We start from the raw sequence: 22,016 nt of genomic DNA, 5'->3' as shown, positions 1-22,016 counted from the left end.
GCTGCCTGCACTGACCACCACACCGAATCGACCTCGAGCCCGGCGACGCTCACCGCCGCGCCGACCGAAACCGGGGATTGCGCGCCGGATCGGTTGGCGCGCTGACTCAGGCCTGGCTGCCGGCCAGCTTCCGCGTCGTCAGGGCCTCCGTATCCTGGAAGGGTCGGCCATCGGGCCCGAGCAGGTCGTGGAACCAGACTTTCGGGATCGTGGTGTATGGGTGGTCCCACGATTCCCAGGGGAAGTAGGTCTGCGTCTTTCCGGCGACCAGACCCCAGTTGACGGCTCCGACGTTGTGGCGCTTGGCCACCGGCAGAATTCCCTCCACGGTGCTGCCCCGCGGTCGGGCCATGTACTCGGTGCACAGGATCGGCCTACCCAGCGGGGCGAGCTCGCCGATCCGCGACTCGAAGCCCGCGGGTTCGGCGTAGGAGTGGAACGTGACCACGTCGGAGTTGGCGAGCTGAATGTCGCTGATTGCGCTGCGCCCCTGGGGTTGTCCCCAGTCGCCGCGCCACACGCCACTGGTCAGCGGCTGACTTGGGTCGACCGCGCGCGCCCAGCGGAACACCTGGGGAAGCAGGTTGGCGACCAACTGCTCTTTGTCGCTGCGCTCAACGCTTCGATACTGCTTCGCGGGGTTGTCGGGCTCGTTCCACAGATCCCAACCGAGAATCCGGTCGTCGGTGCGGAACTGGGTCATCACGGCCGTGACGTAGTCTCGCATGATCCCGGCGTAGCGCGGGTCGCCGAGCCGTTCGGCGCCGGGGCTCTGCACCCAGCCGGAGTTGTGCACCCCGGGCCTCGGTGCGCGCTGCCGGCCCGCTCTGGGTGCCGGGTCCCAGCATGAGTCGAAGAAGACGAACAGCGGCTTGATGCGGTGGCGCGCCGCGATGTCGACGAACTGCGCAAGCCGCGTTTGGAAGCCTCGCGGATCCTGGGCCCACAACTGATCGTGGAGGAACACCCGGGCGGTGTTGTGCCCGTAGAACCGGGCCCACCCGAGCTCGGTGTCGATGCGGCGCGGGTCGTAGCTGTCGGCCTGAAACATCTCGAGTTGGTTGATGGCGTTGGAGGTGATGTAGTTCGACCCGACAAGGAAGCCCTGCGCCTGATACCAGCGGTTGGCGCGATCGGCGGACCAGCGTCCCGGCTCCTCGGCCGAGGCGCGCGGTGCTCGCGCCACCGCGGTGCCTGCCGCCAGCAGCAGTGGCAGCTTGAGGGCCGTTCGTCGTTGCACGATGTGACGATAGGTTTTCCGGGCGATTTCGCCGGGATTTGCTCAGCGCGTCGCGCCAGCTTGACGTGGGAATTGTTATCGCCCCGTCACCCGGGGCACTTAACTCTTTCTCAGAAAAAGTTTTGCATACGCAAATAGTTGCCTACTGCTACTATCTTCTCACGCGATCATCGGATGTGTTGAGGAGTGGACCCGTGCAGGCACTGTCGTTCGATCCGGCCGCCGCCGCCATCGGGTCCGACGTCGTCCGTGGTGCCGTGCAGGGCATGCAGGCCGGAGCGATGGCGGCTCCTTCCACCACGGCGTTGGTGCCCGCCGGGGCCGACGTGGTGTCGGCGCAGGCGGCCCTCGCGTTCGGCGCGGAGGCCGCCGCGTTCCTCGCGCTGCATACGACCGCTCAACAGGAGCTGGTCCGCACGGGCACGGCGGTTGTCGACATCGCCCGCATGTATTCGGAGGTCGACGCCGCGGCGGCGGGCAGCCTGCTCGGCGTCGGCCCGGTGGCCACCTACCGGAAGGCCGGATAGACAGCCGGCACGGGCTGGAAAATTGCTCCCCGGCAGTCGGCAAAGTTACTTCTAACTTCACCCCTGAGAGGGCGATACTTAATCGGTGCCCGATCGAAACGTGTTAGGCGGTCCGCTGGAACCGTGCGGCACAGAGCCACTTACCGGGTACTACCGCGACGGCTGTTGCTCGACAGGACCCGAGGATATCGGGCGGCACACGATCTGCGCCGTCATGACGGCCGAATTCCTGGGGCACCAGCGTTCCATCGGCAATGACTTGCTCACCCCCGTTCCCGAATACCGGTTCCCCGGCCTGCTGCCCGGCGATCGATGGTGTGTCACCGCGCTGAACTGGCTCCGGGCCCACCAGGATGGCTGCGCCGCGCCGGTGGTGCTGGCCTCCACCCACGAGCGCACCCTCGAGGTGGTGCCGCTGGAGGCGCTGCAGGAGCACAAGGTCGACGTGCCCGACGACTTGGCGAATCTGTAGGGACCGCGGCGGCCGGCGTCTGGCGTCTGTGTCATATTTTTCGTCGACGACACGTCGAAAAGAGGATCCGGTGGGCTCTGCCGTCGACGACATCGACTTCGACGACCTGACCGCGCCCAAACTCACCGACATCCAACGCCAGATCCTCGAGTTCACCGAGGCCAAGGTCGTCGATTTCGACATCGATCGGATGTTGGCGGAGGCCGTTGCGGAGGCGGGCGCAGATGACCTCGACGACGTCGACGGTTTCGGCGATCGGCTCGCCGCGCACGTCGCCGCGATCGAAGCCGACGAGGGTCTGCGTCAGCTCACGCGTTCATCGCTGCGGCAGCGCATCGTGCGACTGCTGCGCAACCGGTTGTCGCTGACCGAGCTCCTCAAGCGGTATCCCGAAATCGAAGCCATCGCGATCGAGAAGCCGTTCATCGTCGTCGGGATGCCGCGATCGGGCACCACCCATCTGGTCAACCTCATCGCGGCCGATCCACGCCGACGGGCGCTGCCGTACTGGGAGAGTCAGGAACCCATCCCCGCTCGAGGCCGGGGCCCCGACATCTTCGGGGTCGACCCCCGGTACGCCCGAGCGAAAGCCGAGCACGACGCGCTCATGGCCAGCGCCCCGGCCGTCGCCGCGATGCACGACCGGTTCCCCGAGGGGATCGAGGAGGAGGTCGAACTCCTCGACCTCGACATGGCCGCGTACGTCCTGGAATGGCATGCGCGCGTACCGGACTGGCGCGACTACTACCTGCGCCTGGACCAGAACCGGCACTACGGATACCTGCGGAAAGTCCTGCAGGCATTGACCTTCTTGCGGGGTCCGCGGACCTGGGTCCTTAAAAGTCCTCAACACTGTGAGCAGCTCGGCCCGCTCATAGCGACATTCCCAGACGCGACAGTGGCTTTCACGCATCGCGATCCCGTCGCAGTGATCCAGTCGGCCATCACGATGATGGCCTACTCCGATCGACTGCGCCGAACGAGCATCGATCCGCAGTGGCTGCTCGACTATTGGAGCGACCGGGTGCAAAGCTTGCTCGGGGCATGCGTGCGCGACCGCGAACTCATACCGGCGGAACGCAGCATCGACATCAACTTCCATCAGCTCAACGGCAACGAAATGCCGTTGCTGGAACGGCTTTACCACTGCGGCGGTGTCGAATTGACGCCGAAGGTGCGGGGGCTGTTTCAGAAATACCTGAAGGGTAATCCGCGGGGCAAGCACGGTCGCGTCAACTACGACCTGCATCGGCACTTCGGCATCACGGCAGACGAGCTGCGCCGACGCTTCGACTTCTACTTCGACAAGTTCGACGTCCGGGCCGAGAGCTAGCCGGAGGCAAACGAGAACGATGAGTTTCGAACCGGTATACCGCAGCAGGCCCGGGGCCGACGCCATGCGGCCCGCGGCCGCCGACCGTGCCGAAGAGATCGCGCCCGGGCTGTGGTGCTCACCGGGGCTCTCGAACGCCTACCTGCTCACCACCCGCGAGGGCCGGGTGATCGTCAACACCGGCATGGGTTTTGAGGGTCCGGTGCATCGCGCGAACTTCGATGCCGTCGACCCGTCGCCGGTGCGCTACATCGTCTTGACCCAGGGCCACGTCGACCACGTCGGCGGTTTGGACAGCGTGCGCGACCAAAAGACAACGGTGGTCGCGCAGGCGAACTGGACGCTGTGGCGCGACGACAACGAGCGCCTCATCCCGTACCGCGCCAGCCGCAGCGCCTTCGCGTTCAAGGACACCCTGGCAGCCGGGATCCAAGCCATTCAGCGGCGCCTGGGCACCACCCGGTTGGCCGGGCAGAGCGTTCCCGTCGTCGACCTCGACTTCGAAGAAACCCTGACTCTCGAGGTCGGCGGCCGGCGAATGGAGCTGATCTCCGTGCCCGGCGGTGAAACCACCGACTCCCTGGTGGTGTGGCTGCCTGACGAACGGATATGCCTGTGCGGGAATGTCTTTGGCCCGCTGTTCGGGCATATCCCCAACCTGGTCACCATCCGCGGCGACCGGTATCGCGACGCCCTAACTGCCATCGCCTCGGTGGAGCGGGTGCGCGACCTGCAGCCCGACCTTCTGGTGACCGGCCATTTCGAGCCGATAGCGGGCGCCGAGCGCATCCACGCCGAACTGTCCCGGCTGCGCGACGCCATCCGGTACGTCCACGACCAGACCGTCGCGGGGATGAATGCGGGAAAGGATGTGCGCACCCTCATGCGCGAGATCACCTTGCCCGCCGAATATGACGTGGGGCAGGGGTATGGAAAGGTGGCCTGGGACGTGCGGGCCGTCTGGGAGAACTACTCCGGCTGGTTTCATCACGAGTCGACCACCGAGCTCTATCCGGTCGGGTTCGATGCCGTCGCTGCCGACGTGGTGGAGCTGGCCGGTGCCGACGCCTTGGTGGACCGGGCGCGGGAACACCTCGCCGCCGGCCGCCCACTGCAAGCCATCCACCTGGCCGAGCTCCTTCCCCCCGACCATGCGGGGGCGCGGGCCGTGCTTCGAGAGGCCCACGAACAACTCCTGGCCGGCAGCACGAACTTCTGGGAAAGCGCCTGGCTCAGAAACCAGATAGCGAGGAATTCATGACGGCTCGCGTGAGCTTCGACTTCACCGGGACCACGGCGCTAATCACCGGCGGCACCAGCGGGATCGGGCACGCGACCGCGGTCCTGTTCCGTGATGCCGGGGCCCGCGTCGCGGTCACCGGAACCAAACCGGCGGCGACGGATTACGAGGTGGACCTGTCCGGCATGGCTTATCACCAGCTGCAGATCAGCGACCCGGCTTCGGTGGACGCGCTGGCGGAGAAGTTCACCGGCCTCGACGTGCTGGTCAACAACGCCGGCGCTAATTTCCCTGGCGGCCTTGATGAATCGAAGCCAGCCGGGTTCGAGGCGTCGGTCGCGCTGAATCTCACCGGACCGTACCGGTTGACGGTCGGGCTCTACCGCGCATTGAAGGCGTCGACCGCGGCCGGCGGCGCCAGCGTGGTCAACCTGGCGTCGATGTCGGCTTTGCGGGCCGTCCCCTTGGTCCCCGGATACGGCGCCGCGAAGGCCGGGGTCGTCTGCGTCACCAGGAACCTCGCCGTCAAGTGGGCCGGCAAGGGGATCCGGGTGAACGCGGTGGCGCCCGGCGCCATCGACACCCCGATGACCGCACCCATGCAGGGCTCGGCCGAATTGGTGGAGTCCGAGCTGGCGCACATCCCGTTGCGCCGTTTCGGTTCCGTTGGTGAGGTCGCCCCGACCATCGCCTTCTTGTGCACCGAGCAGAGCAGTTACACCAGCGGCGCGTTGTTCGTCGTCGACGCCGCATCGGACTGCGTCTGAAACCCAAGGAGTGACATGGCGATTGCGTTGCGACCCGAGGATTTCTACCACACCGGTATCGTCGTGCCCGACCTCGACGCGGCGATGGCCAGGCTGAGCGCGCTGGCCGGTTACCGGTGGATCACCCCGATGAGCTACACCCTGCCGTTCCGCACCGCGACCGGCGTCCGCGAATTGACCTCGACGGTCGTCTACTCCTTGCAGAGCCCGCACCTCGAATTGGTGCAAGAGGTGCCCGGAAGCCCGTGGACGGCCGCCCCGGGCAACGCGGTCCACCACCTCGGCTACTTCAGTGACAACCTGGCCGAGAGCGGCCGGGCGCTGGAGTCCAACGGCTTCACCCTCGAGATGACCGCGGCAGTGCCCGGCTCAGAGCTTGGGCTGTTTGCGTACTACACGGACGCTTTCGGTGCCCGCATCGAGATCGTCGACCGCGCGTTGTTTCCCGACTTTCCCGCCTTTCTCCAGTCGATGGCCGCACCACGGGAGGCGTGACGTGTTGCTGACGGTGTTGCGCTTCAACTTCGCCTCCCCGCACGGCGAACCACGCACGCAGGGCGCGCTGTTGTCGGCCGCCCTCGAACTGGCGCAGTGGGGCGAGTCGCATGGCATCACCTCCATCAGCGTCGACGAGCATCACGCGACCGGACACGGGTGGAGCTGCAATCCCATCATGGCTGCGGCGATGTTCTTGGCCCGAACTTCGACTCTGATAGCCAGCGTGGACTGCGCGCTCGGCCCGTTGTGGAATCCGGTGCGGCTCGCCGAGGACATTGCGCTCGTCGACAACATGAGCCGGGGACGGCTGCACACCACGGTCGGCCTCGGTTACCGGACTGTCGAATATGACACTCTGGGAGCCGATTTCGCGCGGCGGGGCGCGCTCATGGACAGCCTGCTCGCGAGAATGCTGTCGGTGTGGTCCGGCGCCGATGCCGACGCGGGAATCTGCGCGGGCACCTGGACCCGACCCCATCCTCCGCTGTATGTCGGCGGGGGCGCCCGCGCCACGGCCCGACGGGCGGTACGATTCCGGCTGCCGCTCAGCCTGGCCGACCACCTGCCCGACATCGCGGCCTACTACCGCGAGTTGTGTGCCGACGCCGGGATGACGCCGCTCATCCTCATGCCGGGGCCGGTCAACCGCGGGATGATATTCCTGCACGAGGATCCCGACCGCGCATGGGCGGAACTCGGTGACCACATCCTCTGGGAGGCAGTCACTTACGGCGGATGGTCAACCGACCAGCGGTCCCTCATGCATTTGCCCGGCGTGCAAACGCTGGATGAGGTCAGGGCGTCGGGCCGGTACCGCTTCCTGACTCCCGACGAGTTGATCGCCGAGGTGCGCGACGCCGACAACTACGGGCCGCTGGTGATGCACCCCCTCGTCGGCGGCATGCCCGCCGACGAAGCGTGGAAGTCGGTCCAGTTGCTCACCGACAAGGTGTTGCCCGCACTGACTCAGAGGAGATCCACATCCAAGTCTCACTCGTGAATGTGGCCGCGAATTTCGGGTACGCGAACGAAGTACGAGCTGAGATAAGGATAGGAGGATCTGATGGAATTTCGCTTAAGCAGGGTCGCGGCCGTGCTCGGTGGGGCCGCCATCCTCAGTTCGGGAATGGCCTGCACCACGGGCGCGAACGCTTCGGCCAGTAAGGCCCCCGCCGCCCCGGCGCCACCGACTTCGTCCCACCCGGTACCACCACCACCATTGGTGGTCCCCCAACAGCAACAATGCAACTACTACTACTACTGCCGTGGCAACGGACTTTCCGGCGCGGGCGGTGGCGGCGGCGGTGCCGGTGGCGGTTAAGTCGCGCCCAGCCACCCCGAAAAGGAGCAACGATGACCAAATCGCAAGCAAGGAAGGCATTCGCCGCATTGGGCGGCGCCGCCGCGCTGACCGTGTTGGTGGGTTGCGGCGCGGACACGTCCTCGATCGGTGCGCCCGCGGTACCGACCATGGCCACATCGTCCAGCCCGGCCCCGCCACCGCCGAGTCATCCAGCGCGGGTGCCCGACAGCGGCTGCATCGCCGGCGCCAATTGCTAGCGCCCGGCGTGCCAGCCGTTGCGGCGCCGGTGGGGGCGGCGGCTGAGTCGCGCCGGTCATCCCGTCAAGAGCGCCGTGACCGGCCTTCGGCGGTAATGAGCCATCGACGAGTTCACCACCGAGCGCCGGGTGCCCGTGCAGCACCGCCCGCGGGAGTACGCGTTCTGACCTGAGGTTCAATGGGGTAATGGGAGACCCTGTGCCCCGGGTGGCGATCCTCGACGACTATGCCGGTGTGGCTTTGCGGCTTGCGGACTGGTCGACGGTGCAAAATCGTTCCCGTGTTTCCGTTTTCGATCGGCACCTGTCCGAGGACGACGCCGCCGAGGCGCTGCGGCCATTCGACGTGATCTGCACCATGCGCGAGCGGATGGCGTTGCCGCGAACGCTGATCGAGCGGCTGCCGAACCTGAAGCTGATCACCATCGTCGGCAGCAGCCTGCCCAGCCTGGACATGGCCGCCGCCACCGAGCGGGGGATCCTGGTCGCCCACACCGACTTCACCCATTCACGATTCCGCTCCGTGCACGACGCCACGCCGGAACTGGCCTGGGGATTGCTGATCGCCACGGTGCGCAACCTGGCCGAAGAACACCGACGCATGCGGGACGGCGGCTGGCAGGTGACGACGGGGCTCACGCTGTCCGGAAAGACGCTCGGGCTGCTTGGCCTCGGGCGGTTGGGCAGGCGGATGGCCGGATACGCGAAAGCCTTTGGCATGGAGGTCATCGCGTGGAGCCAGAATCTCACCTCGGATGCGGCCGCGGTGGTCGGCGCGCGCCGAGTGGAGAAGGCGGCGTTGTTCGAGCAGTCGGACGTGGTCTCCATCCACGTGGTGCTCTCGGAACGCACGCGCGGCCTGGTCGGCGAACCGGAGCTGTCCCTGATGCAGCCGCACGCGTACCTGATCAACACGTCGCGGGGACCGATCGTCGACGAGGCCGCCCTGCTCGATGCGCTCGAAACCGGCCGCCTCGCCGGGGCCGGGCTCGACGTCTACGACATCGAACCGCTGCCGCCGGACCACCCCTTGCGGCAGCTCCCGAACGTCACGCTGTCTCCACACCTGGGATACGTCACCCGCGAAATGCTCGGTGCCTTCTACTCCGACACGGTGGAGGCGGTGAGCGCCTGGCTGGACGGGGCGCCGATCCGGATCGCCAATCCCGAGGCGTCCCGGGCTTGATCAGGCCCGCTTCCGCTTCCAGTGCGAGCTCTTGACCGCTTGCAGGGCTTCGGTCACGTAGCGATCCAGCGGCCAGGGGCGACCGGCCTGGCGCACCCATTGCTGGAACCCGAAATCCGCGGCGGCGAACGCGAGTTGGACCAAGAGTCCGGGACGGAGGTCGACGTCGGGGTTGACGCCCATCCGCTCGGCGATCAGCTTGGCCGCCCGCTCCTTGTCCGCGGGCGTGTGGACGGTGACCTTGCGGAGCAGATCGGGGGCCACCAGCAGAGCTTCTCGCCACTCGTCGGTGTCGGCCTGCTCGAAGGACCGGGTCCGCGTGATGATGGCGTTGATCAACGCGACATCCGGCGCTTCGGTCGCGGGCCGCTGCTCGAGCAGGTTGACGATCGCGGCGCCGCCATGCCGGACGGGGGCCAGTAACAGGTCCTCTTTCGTCGGAACGTGCCGGAAGAAGGTGCGCGGCGAAACGCCCGCTGCGGCGGCGATCTCCTCGGTTGTGACGGCGTCGTAGCCACGGTCGACGAACAGCCGGAACGCCGCTCGCCTGAGGTCGGCCCGGACCTGTGCGCGTTGCCGATCGCGCAGCGACTCGCCTCTGGCGGGGGAGGTCACCGAAAGCAGCCGATCCCACCGTCGACGTGAATGGTCTGTCCGGTGATGAACGTCGAATCGGTGCCCAGCAGGAACGCCACCAACGCACCCACGTCGGTGCGGACGTCGCCGATGCGTTTCATTGGAACGCGGCTCACCGCCTTTTCGTATTCCTTGGGCGCGAACGACTTCCAGAACTTGACGCCGTCCGATTCGGCGAACGGGCAGATGACGTTGACGCGGATGTTGTCGCGCCCCCACTCCAGGGCGGCGACCTTCGACAGGCCCCGGATGGCCTCCTTGGCGGCGGCGTATCCGCCCCATTTCGGCTCGCCGCCGGTGCCCGTCCCGGAGCCGAGGTTGACGATCGACCCGCCACGTCCTAGGACCATCACGGGGTGCACGGCCTGCATCAGCAGGAAGGTCGCCCGCGGGCCGACGTCGTGGCCGAGCGCGAAGTCCTCGGTGGTGATGTCGACGAATGCCTTGGGCTCGTTGGTGGCGATCGCGTTGTTGACCAGGCCGTGGATCGTACCGAACGCGTCGACCGCGGCCGCCACGATGCGTTGGGCGCTGCCCGGGTCGCGGAGGTCGGCGGTCAGCTTCTCGACGCGGCCCACCGACGACAGCTCTCCGGTTGTCGCGCACAGCAATTCGTCTTGAATGTCGACCAGCAGGACCGATGCGCCGCGTTCCAGTAGCGCGGCGGCGACGCCCTTGCCCACGCCTTGGGCGGCGCCGGTGACGACCGCGACATGGCCGCGCATCGAGGACGGATGACTGTAGGTCATGAGGCCGCGAGGTCGGGAGCGGGGCGACCCGCGAACAGGGGTAGGTCGAGGTAGGTCTTGATGCCGGGTTCGGCGGCGCAGACATCCGGGATGGCGTTGACGCAATGATTGGCCGTCGCCACCACGCCAGGATTCTTCACCAGCCCTTCGGCGATCGTCTCGGGTTGCAGACCCTTGAAGGTGAGGCTCACGGTGGGATCACCGGTGATCTCAACCTCGAACCGTTCGCCCCGCCCGCCGAAATCCCAGGCCGGGTCCAGGTTCTCCTCACCCATCAACCAGTTGACCGCCGCCGTGATGACCGGTTCGCCGTCCACGAGGGCCTGCCAGCGGAACCGGCGTGCGGCCACGGCTCCGGTCGTGATGGGGAATGGACCGTATTCGATCTCGGCGGTCGCGACGGCGACGTCCTGGATGGTCCTGATGTTCGGGTCGATGCGAAATCCCATGTGGTCGGCTATCATTCGCACCGACTGCTTGAAGCCGCCGTCCAGCAGGCCGGCCATGGGTCCTTGCATCGCCTCCTCGGGAGTGCCGCCGAAGCCCATGATGTGGCGCACGACGTCCGGGGCGTTGTAGGTACGGATGTCGGAGAATTCTTCGGCGCGGATGTGGGTGACCGCCGACGAAAGCGAGGTCAGCATGAGCGGGAATCGTTCGGTGATGCCGCCGGGGTGGATCCCCGAACCGTGCAGGGTCACTCCGCCTTGGACCGCGGCGTCGGCGACGGCCCGGTGCCGCGGGTTGCCGGGGTCGGGGTACACCCAGCCGACCGGGGTGACGACGTTCTTGCCGGATCCCAGGATGGCGATGACCTCGTCGTCGTTGGGCACCAGGGGGCTGTAGACGACGCAGTCGGCGTCCAGCGCCAAGATCTGCTCGGCATCGGAGGTGGCCGTGACACCGAGGTCGCCAGTTCCAAGGATCCGGCCGACATCCACGCCGTTCTTGTCCGCGCTGTGCACCCAGCAGCCGGCCAGCTCCAACTGCGGATGATTCAGGACGCACGCGATGGCCGCCTTGCCGACGCCTCCGGTCGCCCATTGGATGACGCGGAGCTTGGACGGACTACTCATCTCGGTGACCTCCGAATCACATGCCTTTACACGCCAACGACCGAAATGGCACAGTATGACCCGCTGACAGTGACTGTCAACGTCGGCTCGACGGAGGAAGGACTGTCATGAGTGTCCTGGACGGCAAGGTCGCGATCGTCACCGGAACCAGCCGGGGTGTGGGTGTCGGCATCGCCCACGAACTGCTCCGCGCCGGTGCCACCGTCGTCGGCTGTTCACGCTCGCCGCTGGACGCCATTCCCGGGGTCGACCCCGATTGGTCGGCCCGGGCTTCCCAAAAGGTCTGCGACCAAGGGGACTACCGTGCGATCGACTCCTTTGTCGCCGAAGTCGTCGCCGAGCACGGCCGCGTCGACATCCTGGTGAACAACGCCGGCGGAACGGTTCCGGCGCCCCACGCGGAGGGCATTCCCGAACTGGTGCAACGCATTCAGGGGGCACCGGCGAGCGACGACGAGTATGAGCGCACCGCGTTGTTCCACGCGTTCGCGGTGCAGATGAACCTGATCAGCCCGCTCTGGTTCGCGATCCGCGCCTACCGCCAGATGCGCACCCAGGACGGCGTGGGCTGCATCATCAACATTTCCAGCGGGGCCGGGCATCCGGCCGGGTCTCCGACGTTGGTCTCCTATGGTGCGGCCAAGAGCGGCCTCAACCACCTCACCCGCTCGCTGGCCGAGGAGTGGGGTCCCAAGGTTCGGGTCAACTGCGTCGCGCTCGGACCGACGATGACCGAGAACTTCCGGTCGTTCGTGCTGCCCAAAGACGACCCAACTGGCGCAAAGTATTTCGAGGCCGTCCCGCTGCGGCGTGCGGGTGAGCCCGCGGAGGTGGGCAGGGTCTGCGTATTCCTCGCCGGCGGGGCGGCCGACTTCATCAACGGCACCACCATCGAGCACGACGGCGGCATGCTGCCCGGCGTCCTTTATGAAGCGGGCCTGAAGACCATCACCGATCTGCTCTAATCGTCTCTCATGAGCCATTCCTTGGAGCCCACCGCCGAACAGTTCGCGGCCCTGGCCGCGCGGCCCGCCGACGCGCCGGTGGTGATGGTCAACCTGTTGAAGTTCAAGACCTCGGGCGGCCGGGAGTCCTACCAGCGCTACGCGCTGGAGGTGGCGCCGCACCTGCGGCGGGTGGGCGCCACCGTCCGTTATGCGGGCATCGCGCCGGCCTTCGTGATCGGTGACGACGAAACCCCTTGGTGGGATGCGATTCTCGTTGTGGAATACCCGACGCCGCAGGCGTTCATCGACATGGTGAGCACGCCGGAGTACGCGCAAGTGCACGAACACCGCGCCGCGGCGCTTGACCGTGGCGACCTGGTCGCGACATCGGCATGGTCGCTGGCCCCCGAATAAACGGGTGCTGGCGGGTTTGCCCATAGTCGCGTGTAATTGCTGAATGGACCTGATGATGCCCACCGACGCGATCTTCCTATTGGGAGAGTCGCGGGAACATCCCATGCACGTCGGTGGGTTGCAGTTGTTCGAGTTGCCGAGCGGCGCCGACCGCGACTTTGTCCGCAACCTCTACGACCGGTTGATCGCGCAGCGCGATTTCCAGCCCACCTTCCGTAAGCATCCCGCGACGTTCGTCGGCGGAATCGCGAACCTGGGCTGGTCCTATGACAACGACGTCGACATCGACTACCACGTCCGGCGCTCCGCGGTGCCGTCCCCGGGGCGGATCCGTGAATTGCTCGAGCTGACGTCGCGATGGCACAGCAGTCTGCTGGATCGTCACCGCCCGCTGTGGGAGACCCACGTCATCGAGGGCCTCAAGGATGGGCGGTTCGCCATTTACACGAAGGTTCACCACGCACTGATCGACGGCGTCTCGGCGCAGAAGCTGATGCAGCGCGCGTTGTCGACGGACCCCGACGACACCGAGATCCGCGCACCGTGGAGCCTGCCGAAAAGCAAGCGCAAGAGCAGCCCGGTCAGCCCCCTGCGTGCGGCGCTGCACGCGGCGGGGGCCCTTGCGGCGCTTGCCCCTTCGACGGTTTCGCTGGCCCGCGCGGCGCTGCTCGAGCAGCAGTTGACGTTGCCCTTCGGCGCGCCGCGCACCATGTTGAACGTCAAGATCGGCGGCGCTCGCCGGTGCGCCGCCCAGTCCTGGTCGCTGGATCGCCTCAAAAGCGTCAAGAAGGCCGCCGGCGTGACCGTCAACGATGTCGTCCTGGCCATGTGCTCGGGCGCGCTGCGCTACTACCTGCTCGAGCAGAACGCCCTGCCGGAGGCCCCGCTGATCGCGATGGTCCCGGTGAGCCTGCGCACCGAGGACGAGGCCGACGCCGGGGGCAACCTCGTCGGCGCCATCCTGTGCAATCTCGGCACCGACAGCGACGATCCCGCGCAGCGACTGCGGACCATCAGCGACTCGATGCGCAGCAACAAGACGGTGTTCTCACAGTTGCCCCGCTTCCAGGCGCTCGCGCTCTCCGCGGTTAATACCTCGGCGCTGGCGCTGGCGGCGGTCCCCGGATGGGTGTCGTCCACGTCGCCGCCGTTCAACATCATCATTTCGAACGTGCCGGGGCCCACCCAGCCGATCTACTACGGGGGCGCGCGGCTCGACGGCAATTATCCGCTGTCCATCGCGCTCGACGGCCAGGCGCTGAACATCACCCTGGCCAACAATGCCGGCAATCTGGACTTCGGGCTGGTGGGATGCCGGCGCAGCGTGCCGCACCTGCAGCGCCTGCTCGCACACCTGGAGTCGTCGCTCAAGGACCTGGAACGTTCGGTCGGGTCCTGAACGAATGCCGAAGCTCAGCGCCGGTGTGCTGTTGTACCGGACCCGCGAGGGCGTCGTCGAGGTCCTGATCGCGCATCCGGGCGGCCCGTTCTGGGCGCGAAAAGACAACGGGGCCTGGTCGATTCCCAAAGGGGAGTACACCGACGGGGAGGATCCCTGGGCCGCCGCCCAACGCGAGTTCTCCGAAGAGCTCGGGGTTTCTGCGCCGGCCGGGACCCGGCTGGACCTCGGCCAGCTGAAACAGTCCGGCGGCAAGGTGGTCACCGCATTCGCCGTCCACGCCGACCTCGACGTGAGCGACGCGCGCAGCAACACCTTCGAGCTGGAGTGGCCGAGGGGGTCGGGCACCATGCGCGAGTTCCCGGAAGTCGACCGGGTGGGGTGGTTTTCGGTGGCCGAGGCGCGGGTCAAGTTGCTCAAGGGCCAGCTGGATTTTCTTGATCGATTGATGGCGCATCCCGAATTGGTGGGACTACGCGAAGGGACCTGACATGCAGACGTTGCGCACGCCCGACGAGTCTTTCGACCACGTGCCCGACTTTCCTTACGCCCCAAGGTATTGCGAGGTGCCCGACGGCGAAGGCGGGCTGTTGCGGGTCGCGTGGGTGCAGGACGGCCCCGAAGGGGCCGACCCGGTCCTCATGCTGCACGGCGAACCGTCGTGGTCGTTCCTGTACCGCAAGATGATTCCGGTACTTGCCGGCGCCGGACACCGGGTCATCTGCCCCGACCTGGTCGGTTTCGGTCGCTCGGACAAGCCGGCCCGCCGCGAAGACCACAGCTACGCGCGCCACGTCGAATGGATGCGCGCGGTGGCCTTCGATGTCCTCGACCTGCGAAACGTGACCCTGGTCGGCCAGGATTGGGGCGGCCTGATCGGTCTGCGCCTCGCCGCCGAACACCCCGATCGGTTCGCCCGGCTGGTTGTGGCCAACACCGGCCTGCCGACCGGCGAGCAGCCGATGCCCGACGTCTGGTGGCGCTTCCGCGAGGCCATCACGACCGCGCCGACGCTACGGGTAGGCGCGTTCGTGCAGGGCGGCTGTCGCCAACCGATGAGCGACGACGTGCGCGCGGGCTACGACGCACCGTTCCCCGCCGACGAGTACTGCGCGGGCCCGCGCGCCATGCCGGGCCTGGTGCCGACCTCACCGGACGATCCCGCGGCGGCGGCCAACAAAGCGGCGTGGGCCACATTGTCCGGGAGCCCGACGCCCATGCTGGTTGCCTTCAGCGACAGCGACCCGATCACGGGACCGATGGGGGCGATCTTCCGGCGCGAGATGCGCGGGGCGCAGGGAATCGAGCATCCCCTGATCCGCGGCGCCGGTCACTTCCTGCAAGAGGACGCCGGCGAGGAACTCGCGGGCCACATCGTCGAGTTCCTCCGTCACTGAAACCGGGTGCGCGTCCGGCGCCGGGCACAATGGCCGCATGACGACCGCGCCGACCGAGCAAGCCGAATCCCAGGGACTGCTGCTCCAACTGCTGGACCCGGCCAACCGGGCCGACCCGTATCGACTCTGTGCGCGGTTCCGCGAGGGCGGAGCGTTGCAGCTGCCCGACGCCAACCTGACCGTCTTCTCGGCCTACCGGGACTGCGACGAGGTGTTGCGGCATCCGTCGTCCAGCAGCGACAACGTCAACTCGACGGTCGCCAAGCGCCAGGCCGCGGCCGGAACGGCGCCGCGCAGGCAGGGCCCGCCGGGTTTCTTGTTCCTCGATCCGCCCGACCACACCCGGTTGCGCAGGCTGGTCAGCAAAGCGTTCGCGCCGAGGGTGGTGAGCGCGCTGGAACCCGATATCCGTTCGCTGGTCGACGGAATGCTCGATCGGGTCGCCGACAAGGGCCACTTCGAAGTCGTCGAAGATTTCGCCTATCCGCTGCCGGTGGCGGTGATCTGCCGGCTGCTCGGGGTGCCACTCGACGACGAGCCGCAATTCAGCCGCGCGTCGGCACTGCTCGCCCAGGCGCTGGACCCGTTCTCCACCATCACCGGGGTGCCGGCCGATGTCGCGGACCAACGACAACAGGCCGGGACGTGGCTGCGCGAGTACTTCCACGACCTGATCGAGCGCCGCCGTTCACAACCCGGGGACGACCTGCTCTCGGGACTGATCGCGGTGGAGGAGTCCGGAGACCAGCTGACCGAGGAAGAGATCGTCTCCACCTGCAACCTGCTTTTGATCGCCGGACACGAAACCACGGTGAATCTCATCGGGAACGCCGTCCTGGCAATGCTGCGCCATCCCGCGCAGTGGGCCGCGCTCAGTGCCGACACCGGTCGAGCGCCGGCGATCGTGGAAGAGACCTTGCGCTATGACCCCCCGGTGCAACTCGTCGGTCGAATTGCTCTCGCCGACATGGTGATTGGCGGGGTTGAGGTGCCGACGGGAGATGTCATGATGCTGCTGCTCGCCGCGGCCCACCGCGATCCGGCGGAATTCGACCGGCCCGATAGCTTCGACCCGGACCGGAAGGGGCTGCGGCACTTAGGCTTCGGCCGGGGATCCCATTACTGCCTGGGCGCGCCGCTGGCCCGGCTGGAGGCCGGCGTGGCACTGTCGGCGGTCACGGCGCGCTTCCAGAACGCGCGACTGGACGGCGAGCCGCAATACAAGGCCAACGTCACGCTGCGCGGGCTGTCGCGCCTGCCGGTCGCGGTCTGACTAGCCGCGCTCCCAAGGCGCGCTTTCGCCCATCTTCTTGTAGTACTTGGCCAGGTGGCTCTTGACCCGATCGACGTCCGCCTTCGGCAGGTCGATGCCGCCGCGCGCTCCGTCCATGATCGCGCCGGCCGCCATCACCCCGCGTGGCACGGCCTTGAGGTCGCCGTCGACGACATCGGCGATCAACAGCTTGTACGCCGTGAAGTTGTCTTTCTTGGCGTTGTCGTACCAGACGTGGGCGTTGCGGTACTTCTCGTTGGGCTCGTCCTCGGCCCCCGCCCACTTGCGCACCCGCTTCTCGGCGGCGTCACCATCCCACTTGCGGTCGCGGTCGGCCAACGGCAGGTCTTGAAACGCTGTCACTGACATGTGGGTTCGCGTGCCCGCCTGCCGGGGGCGTTAAACGCCCCAGGTCGGTGTTATCCACAGTTGAAAGTTCTTCCACAGGGTGCTCTTCGGGCGGTGCTTCGCGTCGCCGGCCGCGGTTAGTATCGAAAATATGTTCGATTCCGGGCTGCCCACCGTCGGGGAGCTTGCGTGCGCCGACGATGCGCAAGTGGCGGCCGCGATCGCTGAGTGTGCGCGGGTTGAGGCGGCGGCCGCGGCGCGCAGGCTGGCGGCCATCGCGGAGCTGGTGCACCGCCGTGCCGACGGGCCAACCAGCTCCGCCCAGTGGTCCTGCGACAACTGGGATGCCATGGCCGCCGAGGTCGCCGCGGCACAGAACATCAGCCACGCCATGGCCTGTGGGCAGATGTACTTGGCCGCCGCGCTGCGCAATCGACTTCCACAGGTGGGGGCGCTCTTCGCCGAGGGGATGATCAGCGCCCGGCTCGCGGCGACGATCGTGTGGCACACCGACCTCGTGAAGGACCCCGACACACTGCAATTGGTCGATACCACCCTGGCGGAAGACGCGAGGCGGTTCGGGCCGCTGTCGGCAACCAAGACGGCGCAGGCCATCGACGCGGTGGTGGACCAATACGATCCCGGCGCCCTGCGGCGAACTCGCGCCGCGGCCCGCAGCCGCGACGTGGTCATCGATCGATCCGATGACGAGTCGGGCACCGCCTCGATGTGGGGCCGGCTCTACGCGCACGATGCGGCCGTGTTGGACCAGCGCCTGCTGCAGATGGCCCACGAAGTCTGCGACGACGATCCGCGCACCGTCGCCCAGCGCCGCGCCGACGCCCTGGGGGCCTTGGCCGCCGGCGCGGCCCGGCTCGCGTGTGGATGCGGCCAGGCGGGCTGCCTGGCCGGCGCCGAGGGGGACGCGCGGGCGGCCAGCGTGGTGATCCACGTCGTCGCCGACGCTTCGGCGTTGGACGCCGACCCCGACCCCCATATGTCGGGGGAGCGGCAAGCACGGCCCATCACGGACCAGACGACGTTGGCGGAGGCGCTGGCGCCAGATCCCGAGCCCGACGTCCCGGATCCCCGGCCGCCGGCGCTGATCCCCGGCGGCGGCGTGGTATCGCCGGCGCAGGTCGCCGAGCTGATCCGTGGCGGCGCCACGGTGCGCCGGGTGCGCCATCCGGCCGACGCGAAGCCCGAGTCGGGTTACCGCCCGTCGGCCGAGCTGGAACGGTTCATTCGGTGCCGGGACATGACGTGCCGATTCCCCGGGTGCGATCGACCCGCCGAGTTCGCCGACATCGACCACACGGTGCCCTACCCGCTCGGGCCCACCCACGCGTCCAACCTCAAGTGCCTGTGCAGGAAGCATCACCTGCTGAAAACGTTCTGGACGGGTTGGCGCGACGAGCAGCTTACGGACGGCGCCGTCGTCTGGACGTCGCCGAGTGGGCAGACCTACACCACCCGCCCGGGCAGCCGCCTGTTGTTTCCCGCGCTGTGCGTGCCGACGGGTGAATTGCCAACCGTATCAACCAACTACGGTTCTCTCGGTGATCGCGGCGTGATGATGCCCAAACGCCGCCGAACCCGACAGCAAGATCGAGCCCGCCGCATCGACGCCGAACGCGCCCTCAACGCCGCCCGCATCGCCGAACGCAATCAGCCTCCGCCCTTCTAGCCCGATCCCAGGCCGGGCACGATGTCACCGAGGCTGAACGTGACCGGCTGCTCGAGTTGTTCGTATGTGCACGACCGCGGGTCGCGGTCCGGCCGCCACCGGTTGAACTGGGCGGTGTGCCGAAAGCGCCGGCCTTCCATGTGGTCGTAGCGGACCTCGACGACACGCTCGGGTCGCAGCGGCACGAACGAAAGGTCCTTGCCGGCGTTCCAGCGCGAAAACTCGTTCTTGCGCGGTGTTCGCTCGCCGGCCTCGTGGGCGGCCCAATTCCACGGGTGGCCGTCGAAATCGGTGACGAGCGGCTGAAGCTCGGCGAACAGGCGCCGCCGTTCGGCCATCGGAAAGGCACCGATCACCCCGACGGACGCGAGCTGGCCGTCGTCCTGGTAGAGCCCGAGCAGCAGCGAGCCGATCGCGTCGCCGCCGGACTTGTGCACGCGATAGCCGGCGACCACGCAGTCGGCGGTCCGCTCGTGCTTGATCTTGAACATGACCCGCTTGTCGGGCTGATAGGTGACGCTCAGCGGCTTGGCGATGACACCGTCGAGTCCGGCCCCCTCGAATTCGTCGAACCAGCGCCGCGCGAGATCGATGTCGGTGGTGGCGGGCGTGACGTGGATCGACGGGCCGGCGTCCCCCAACGCCTCGACGAGGGCCGCGCGCCGCTCGCTGAACGGCCTCCGCAGGTAGTCGTCGTCGCCCACGGCGAGCAAGTCGAAGGCGATGAAGGACGCCGGCGTCGCATCGGCGAGCATCCGCACCCGCGAATCGGCCGGGTGGATGCGTTGTTGTAGCGCCTCGAAATCCAGGCCGTGGTCGGTGGCGATGACAATCTCCCCGTCGATCACACACCGCTCGGGCAGCCCTGCCCGCACCGCGGCGACCAACTCGGGGAAGTAACGCGTCATGGGCCGCTCGTTGCGACTGCCCAGCTCGACCTCGTTGCGGTCGCGGAAACATATGGACCTGAACCCATCCCATTTCGGCTCGTATGACGCGTCCGGCGGAATCGACCGCACCGATTTGGCGAGCATCGGCGACACCGGGGGCATGACAGGTAAGTCCATAAGCCGATTGTGCTGGAATCTTCGGTATGGCTGCTGCAGAAGAGCTCGACGTCGAAGGTGTTGCGGTGCGCCTGACCAATCCGGACAAGGTCTATTTCCCCAAGTTGGGCGCCAAAGGTACCAAGCGGCGCCTCGTCGAGTACTACCTCGCCGTGGCGCACGGACCGATGCTCGACACGCTCCGCGACCGGCCCACCCATCTGCAGCGGTTCCCGGATGGCATCGACGGCGAGGAGATCTACCAGAAACGGATTCCGCAGCACCATCCCGACTATCTGCAGACCTGCCGGGTGACATTCCCGTCCGGGCGCACCGCCGACGCGCTGAAGGTCACCCACCCCTCGGCTATCGTCTGGGCGGCGCAGATGGGCGCCATCACCTTGCACCCGTGGCAGGTGCGTTGCCCGGACACCGACCATCCCGACGAGTTGCGCATCGACCTGGATCCGCAGCCCGGCGTCGGATTCGAGCAGGCTCGTACTGTCGCGGTGCAGGTGTTGCGTCCGTTACTCGATGAGCTCGGTCTGGTGGGCTACCCCAAGACCTCCGGCGGACGGGGGATCCACGTCTTCCTGCGGATCGCCGCGGACTGGGATTTCGTGGAGGTGCGCCGCGCCGGCATCGCGTTGGCCCGCGAAGTGGAACGCCGCGCGCCCGAGGCCGTCACCACCTCATGGTGGAAAGAAGAGCGCGGCGAGCGCATCTTCATCGACTTCAATCAAAACGCTCGGGACCGCACCATGGCGTCGGCCTACTCGGTGCGGCGCACCCCGATTGCGACGGTGTCGACGCCGCTGAGTTGGGACGAGCTGGCCAGCGCGGAACCGGACGACTATACGATGGCGTCAGTTCCCGACCTGGTGGCGGGCCGCGAAGACCCTTGGGCCGCAATGGGAGATGTGGCACAGTCGATCTCGCCCCTGTTAGCGATGGCCGATGCCGACGAAGAACGCGGCCTCGGCGACATGCCGTATCCGCCGAACTATCCGAAGATGCCGGGTGAGCCGAAACGCGTTCAACCGAGCCGGGATACGGACCTGAAGAAGGGCGCCGAACAGAAGTGAGAGAGCTCTGGTCGCTGCGGTGTCAGGGAATCGGTACGCTTCCTGGCACGCCCATACCATCAACGATGCACTCGATATAGGCCCAAAACCGGCCATTACCAAGTAGAGCGTGCCAGGAGCGCAACCCCCGACGACCGCCGGCCAGCTCTATGGCGTGCAGGTGATTCCGGTGGATGAACCGGTGCACGAGATGCTCGGCAGCGTGCAACCGGAGCTTGCCAATGCGGTGAAGCCCAGGACCAGGCCGAGAACGGCCTTGTACTTCAAACGAGACATGAACACTCCGTTCGTCGATGAAGAAATGTTTCGCCCGAGGGGAGACATATTACGTGACCGCAATACGGAATGATGTGGGATTCAATAAATTTCAGATGATTTACGTCAACCGTTTGAAGTCGGGACAAGCCTTTCGAACGACGCTCGGTAGCTCGAATGCCTTGTGCCACGAGGCCGGAAAAGATTAGCGCTAAAATGATTAGCCGCACTTCCTGGCGAGCTGGCTTGGCTCAGCGAACGACCACAACGACGGTGGAGTATATGCGGCGCAATTCGAAAACACCTGGGTGGCCGAGCATTTCGTAAACCGCGCGGAAACCAGTTGGGTACGCTGACTGGCACGCTTAGGCAGCTATGCTGCCCCCCGGCAGGTCTCAGAGTGGACCATGCCAAGTAAGGCGTGCCAGTAGCGCAACCCCCCGACGCCCGCCGGGCAGCCCTACGGTGAGCAGGTAATGCCAGTGGTTGCAGTGCTGCAGTTGATAGTCAGCGGGATAGTGCAACCGGAACCTGCCAAGGCGGTCGCGGCCAGGATCAGGCCGAGAGCAACCTTGTACTTCATACGCGCCATGGACCACTCCATCCGTCAGAGGAGAGATGTACGCCCGAGGGGAGCTATGTTACGTGAGTGCAATGCGGAATGCTATGGGATTCACCAAATTTAAGGCGATCAACACGGCCCACTGTTTGAGAGCCGGCATAACCCGTGGGCTGAACCGCGCAGTGCCGCGGGGTAATCCGCACTCGGCGGGCAGGCTCGACCTTATTGCATTCATTTCTCGCCCCTTTCCGCGCGGACGGATGGGGTCATGCGTAGCACCGGCGTACCATCCGCCGTGCACTAAAACGGTGCGTGGTGA

25 protein-coding genes are annotated in these 22,016 nt (G+C 66.9%); 19 read left to right on the top strand and 6 right to left on the bottom strand.

The annotated features are described in order from the left end of the window. Nucleotides 1-106 precede the first annotated feature (106 nt). On the bottom strand, nucleotides 107-1,240 hold the full coding sequence (locus G6N51_RS17765) for a glycoside hydrolase 5 family protein (protein ID WP_083171759.1): 1,134 nt from the start codon (nucleotides 1,238-1,240) through the stop codon (nucleotides 107-109). A gap of 194 nt (nucleotides 1,241-1,434) precedes the next feature. Here G6N51_RS17765 and G6N51_RS17760 point away from each other — a divergent pair, with 194 nt between their 5' ends. From G6N51_RS17760 to G6N51_RS17715, 10 genes are all read left to right on the top strand, one after another. Further along, on the top strand, nucleotides 1,435-1,767 hold the full coding sequence (locus tag G6N51_RS17760; protein WP_083171758.1) for a PE domain-containing protein: 333 nt from the start codon (nucleotides 1,435-1,437) through the stop codon (nucleotides 1,765-1,767). A gap of 85 nt (nucleotides 1,768-1,852) precedes the next feature. Beyond that, complete coding sequence (locus G6N51_RS17755) at nucleotides 1,853-2,239, top strand: DUF2237 family protein (RefSeq protein ID WP_083171757.1); 387 nt, start codon at nucleotides 1,853-1,855, stop codon at nucleotides 2,237-2,239. 70 nt (nucleotides 2,240-2,309) lie between these two features. Beyond that, nucleotides 2,310-3,572: a sulfotransferase family protein gene (locus G6N51_RS17750; RefSeq protein ID WP_083171756.1), complete on the top strand. Its 1,263-nt coding sequence runs from the start codon at nucleotides 2,310-2,312 to the stop codon at nucleotides 3,570-3,572. 19 nt (nucleotides 3,573-3,591) lie between these two features. Beyond that, nucleotides 3,592-4,833 (top strand): MBL fold metallo-hydrolase, encoded by a 1,242-nt coding sequence (locus tag G6N51_RS17745; RefSeq protein ID WP_083171755.1) that lies wholly within the window; start codon nucleotides 3,592-3,594, stop codon nucleotides 4,831-4,833. Next, the gene (locus tag G6N51_RS17740) at nucleotides 4,830-5,579 is read left to right on the top strand and encodes an SDR family NAD(P)-dependent oxidoreductase (RefSeq protein WP_083171754.1); all 750 of its coding nucleotides are present in this window, start codon (nucleotides 4,830-4,832) and stop codon (nucleotides 5,577-5,579) included. The genes G6N51_RS17745 and G6N51_RS17740 overlap by 4 nt, the downstream gene beginning before the upstream one ends. 15 nt (nucleotides 5,580-5,594) lie before the next feature. Continuing rightward, nucleotides 5,595-6,074, top strand: coding sequence for a VOC family protein (locus tag G6N51_RS17735; RefSeq protein WP_083171753.1), 480 nt, complete (start codon nucleotides 5,595-5,597; stop codon nucleotides 6,072-6,074). 1 nt (nucleotide 6,075) lies between these two features. Further along, entirely contained in the window at nucleotides 6,076-7,077 is a 1,002-nt protein-coding gene (locus tag G6N51_RS17730; protein WP_083171752.1) for an LLM class flavin-dependent oxidoreductase, read from the top strand. Nucleotides 7,078-7,140: 63 nt separating this feature from the next. After that, nucleotides 7,141-7,398, top strand: coding sequence for a hypothetical protein (locus G6N51_RS17725; protein ID WP_142274940.1), 258 nt, complete (start codon nucleotides 7,141-7,143; stop codon nucleotides 7,396-7,398). Nucleotides 7,399-7,430: 32 nt separating this feature from the next. Next, nucleotides 7,431-7,637 (top strand): hypothetical protein, encoded by a 207-nt coding sequence (locus G6N51_RS17720; RefSeq protein WP_142274939.1) that lies wholly within the window; start codon nucleotides 7,431-7,433, stop codon nucleotides 7,635-7,637. A gap of 199 nt (nucleotides 7,638-7,836) precedes the next feature. Continuing rightward, nucleotides 7,837-8,823, top strand: coding sequence for a D-2-hydroxyacid dehydrogenase family protein (locus tag G6N51_RS17715; protein WP_083171751.1), 987 nt, complete (start codon nucleotides 7,837-7,839; stop codon nucleotides 8,821-8,823). On the opposite strand, the gene G6N51_RS17710 is transcribed toward G6N51_RS17715, so the two are convergent. Genes G6N51_RS17710 through G6N51_RS17700 form a run of 3 tightly spaced genes read right to left on the bottom strand, consistent with a single transcriptional unit; the run spans nucleotide 8,824 to nucleotide 11,284 of the window. After that, on the bottom strand, nucleotides 8,824-9,438 hold the full coding sequence (locus G6N51_RS17710) for a TetR/AcrR family transcriptional regulator (RefSeq protein ID WP_083171750.1): 615 nt from the start codon (nucleotides 9,436-9,438) through the stop codon (nucleotides 8,824-8,826). Next, nucleotides 9,435-10,208 (bottom strand): SDR family NAD(P)-dependent oxidoreductase, encoded by a 774-nt coding sequence (locus G6N51_RS17705; protein ID WP_083171749.1) that lies wholly within the window; start codon nucleotides 10,206-10,208, stop codon nucleotides 9,435-9,437. Before G6N51_RS17705 ends, G6N51_RS17710 begins: the two co-directional genes overlap by 4 nt. Continuing rightward, nucleotides 10,205-11,284: an NAD(P)H-dependent amine dehydrogenase family protein gene (locus tag G6N51_RS17700; protein ID WP_083171748.1), complete on the bottom strand. Its 1,080-nt coding sequence runs from the start codon at nucleotides 11,282-11,284 to the stop codon at nucleotides 10,205-10,207. The genes G6N51_RS17705 and G6N51_RS17700 overlap by 4 nt, the downstream gene beginning before the upstream one ends. 107 nt (nucleotides 11,285-11,391) lie before the next feature. Here G6N51_RS17700 and G6N51_RS17695 point away from each other — a divergent pair, with 107 nt between their 5' ends. Genes G6N51_RS17695 through G6N51_RS17670 form a run of 6 tightly spaced genes read left to right on the top strand, consistent with a single transcriptional unit; the run spans nucleotide 11,392 to nucleotide 16,714 of the window. After that, complete coding sequence (locus tag G6N51_RS17695) at nucleotides 11,392-12,249, top strand: SDR family NAD(P)-dependent oxidoreductase (RefSeq protein ID WP_083171747.1); 858 nt, start codon at nucleotides 11,392-11,394, stop codon at nucleotides 12,247-12,249. Between the two features lie 9 nt (nucleotides 12,250-12,258). Beyond that, nucleotides 12,259-12,645: a DUF1330 domain-containing protein gene (locus tag G6N51_RS17690; RefSeq protein ID WP_083171746.1), complete on the top strand. Its 387-nt coding sequence runs from the start codon at nucleotides 12,259-12,261 to the stop codon at nucleotides 12,643-12,645. A 43-nt stretch (nucleotides 12,646-12,688) separates the two neighbouring features. Next, nucleotides 12,689-14,044 carry a WS/DGAT/MGAT family O-acyltransferase gene (locus G6N51_RS17685; protein WP_083171745.1) on the top strand — a complete coding sequence of 452 codons (1,356 nt, stop codon included), beginning with the start codon at nucleotides 12,689-12,691 and terminating at the stop codon, nucleotides 14,042-14,044. A 4-nt stretch (nucleotides 14,045-14,048) separates the two neighbouring features. Then, on the top strand, nucleotides 14,049-14,534 hold the full coding sequence (locus G6N51_RS17680) for an NUDIX domain-containing protein (protein ID WP_083171744.1): 486 nt from the start codon (nucleotides 14,049-14,051) through the stop codon (nucleotides 14,532-14,534). Between the two features lies 1 nt (nucleotide 14,535). Then, complete coding sequence (locus G6N51_RS17675) at nucleotides 14,536-15,441, top strand: haloalkane dehalogenase (protein ID WP_083171743.1); 906 nt, start codon at nucleotides 14,536-14,538, stop codon at nucleotides 15,439-15,441. Between the two features lie 37 nt (nucleotides 15,442-15,478). Then, complete coding sequence (locus G6N51_RS17670; RefSeq protein WP_083171742.1) at nucleotides 15,479-16,714, top strand: cytochrome P450; 1,236 nt, start codon at nucleotides 15,479-15,481, stop codon at nucleotides 16,712-16,714. On the opposite strand, the gene G6N51_RS17665 is transcribed toward G6N51_RS17670, so the two are convergent. Further along, nucleotides 16,715-17,083 carry a hypothetical protein gene (locus tag G6N51_RS17665; RefSeq protein ID WP_083171741.1) on the bottom strand — a complete coding sequence of 123 codons (369 nt, stop codon included), beginning with the start codon at nucleotides 17,081-17,083 and terminating at the stop codon, nucleotides 16,715-16,717. Nucleotides 17,084-17,213: 130 nt separating this feature from the next. On the opposite strand from G6N51_RS17665, the gene G6N51_RS17660 reads away from it, so the two are divergent. Then, nucleotides 17,214-18,749 carry an HNH endonuclease signature motif containing protein gene (locus G6N51_RS17660; protein WP_083171740.1) on the top strand — a complete coding sequence of 512 codons (1,536 nt, stop codon included), beginning with the start codon at nucleotides 17,214-17,216 and terminating at the stop codon, nucleotides 18,747-18,749. On the opposite strand, the gene G6N51_RS17655 is transcribed toward G6N51_RS17660, so the two are convergent. Beyond that, nucleotides 18,746-19,816: an ATP-dependent DNA ligase gene (locus tag G6N51_RS17655; protein WP_083171739.1), complete on the bottom strand. Its 1,071-nt coding sequence runs from the start codon at nucleotides 19,814-19,816 to the stop codon at nucleotides 18,746-18,748. The genes G6N51_RS17660 and G6N51_RS17655 overlap by 4 nt on opposite strands. A 26-nt stretch (nucleotides 19,817-19,842) precedes the next feature. Between G6N51_RS17655 and ligD the strand changes: the two genes are divergently transcribed. Together ligD and G6N51_RS17645 are read left to right on the top strand one after the other, a co-directional pair. Next, a complete protein-coding gene (ligD, locus tag G6N51_RS17650) occupies nucleotides 19,843-20,880 on the top strand; it encodes a non-homologous end-joining DNA ligase (protein ID WP_083171738.1) in 1,038 nt (345 codons plus the stop codon). 109 nt (nucleotides 20,881-20,989) lie between these two features. Continuing rightward, the gene (locus tag G6N51_RS17645; RefSeq protein WP_163750576.1) at nucleotides 20,990-21,229 is read left to right on the top strand and encodes a hypothetical protein; all 240 of its coding nucleotides are present in this window, start codon (nucleotides 20,990-20,992) and stop codon (nucleotides 21,227-21,229) included. The last annotated feature ends 787 nt before the right edge of the window (nucleotides 21,230-22,016 follow it).

The organism is Mycobacterium paraseoulense (assembly GCF_010731655.1).
Classification (GTDB): Bacteria; Actinomycetota; Actinomycetes; order Mycobacteriales; family Mycobacteriaceae; genus Mycobacterium; species Mycobacterium paraseoulense.
Note: the sequence above shows the minus strand (reverse complement) of the source record. Positions and strands in the feature narration are given on the sequence as shown.

Excerpts from the sequence above, each read along its gene's own strand:
- G6N51_RS17680 (WP_083171744.1), top strand. The coding sequence starts at position 14,049 with ATGCCGAAGCTCAGCGCCGGTGTGCTGTTGTACCGGACCCGCGAGGGC.
- G6N51_RS17745 (WP_083171755.1), top strand. The coding sequence starts at position 3,592 with ATGAGTTTCGAACCGGTATACCGCAGCAGGCCCGGGGCCGACGCCATG.
- G6N51_RS17705 (WP_083171749.1), bottom strand. The coding sequence starts at position 10,208 with ATGACCTACAGTCATCCGTCCTCGATGCGCGGCCATGTCGCGGTCGTC.
- G6N51_RS17655 (WP_083171739.1), bottom strand. The coding sequence starts at position 19,816 with ATGGACTTACCTGTCATGCCCCCGGTGTCGCCGATGCTCGCCAAATCG.
- G6N51_RS17720 (WP_142274939.1), top strand. The coding sequence starts at position 7,431 with ATGACCAAATCGCAAGCAAGGAAGGCATTCGCCGCATTGGGCGGCGCC.
- ligD (WP_083171738.1), top strand. The coding sequence starts at position 19,843 with ATGGCTGCTGCAGAAGAGCTCGACGTCGAAGGTGTTGCGGTGCGCCTG.
- G6N51_RS17665 (WP_083171741.1), bottom strand. The coding sequence starts at position 17,083 with ATGTCAGTGACAGCGTTTCAAGACCTGCCGTTGGCCGACCGCGACCGC.
- G6N51_RS17740 (WP_083171754.1), top strand. The coding sequence starts at position 4,830 with ATGACGGCTCGCGTGAGCTTCGACTTCACCGGGACCACGGCGCTAATC.
- G6N51_RS17690 (WP_083171746.1), top strand. The coding sequence starts at position 12,259 with ATGAGCCATTCCTTGGAGCCCACCGCCGAACAGTTCGCGGCCCTGGCC.
- G6N51_RS17685 (WP_083171745.1), top strand. The coding sequence starts at position 12,689 with ATGGACCTGATGATGCCCACCGACGCGATCTTCCTATTGGGAGAGTCG.
- G6N51_RS17675 (WP_083171743.1), top strand. The coding sequence starts at position 14,536 with ATGCAGACGTTGCGCACGCCCGACGAGTCTTTCGACCACGTGCCCGAC.
- G6N51_RS17695 (WP_083171747.1), top strand. The coding sequence starts at position 11,392 with ATGAGTGTCCTGGACGGCAAGGTCGCGATCGTCACCGGAACCAGCCGG.
- G6N51_RS17700 (WP_083171748.1), bottom strand. The coding sequence starts at position 11,284 with ATGAGTAGTCCGTCCAAGCTCCGCGTCATCCAATGGGCGACCGGAGGC.
- G6N51_RS17670 (WP_083171742.1), top strand. The coding sequence starts at position 15,479 with ATGACGACCGCGCCGACCGAGCAAGCCGAATCCCAGGGACTGCTGCTC.
- G6N51_RS17660 (WP_083171740.1), top strand. The coding sequence starts at position 17,214 with ATGTTCGATTCCGGGCTGCCCACCGTCGGGGAGCTTGCGTGCGCCGAC.
- G6N51_RS17725 (WP_142274940.1), top strand. The coding sequence starts at position 7,141 with ATGGAATTTCGCTTAAGCAGGGTCGCGGCCGTGCTCGGTGGGGCCGCC.
- G6N51_RS17735 (WP_083171753.1), top strand. The coding sequence starts at position 5,595 with ATGGCGATTGCGTTGCGACCCGAGGATTTCTACCACACCGGTATCGTC.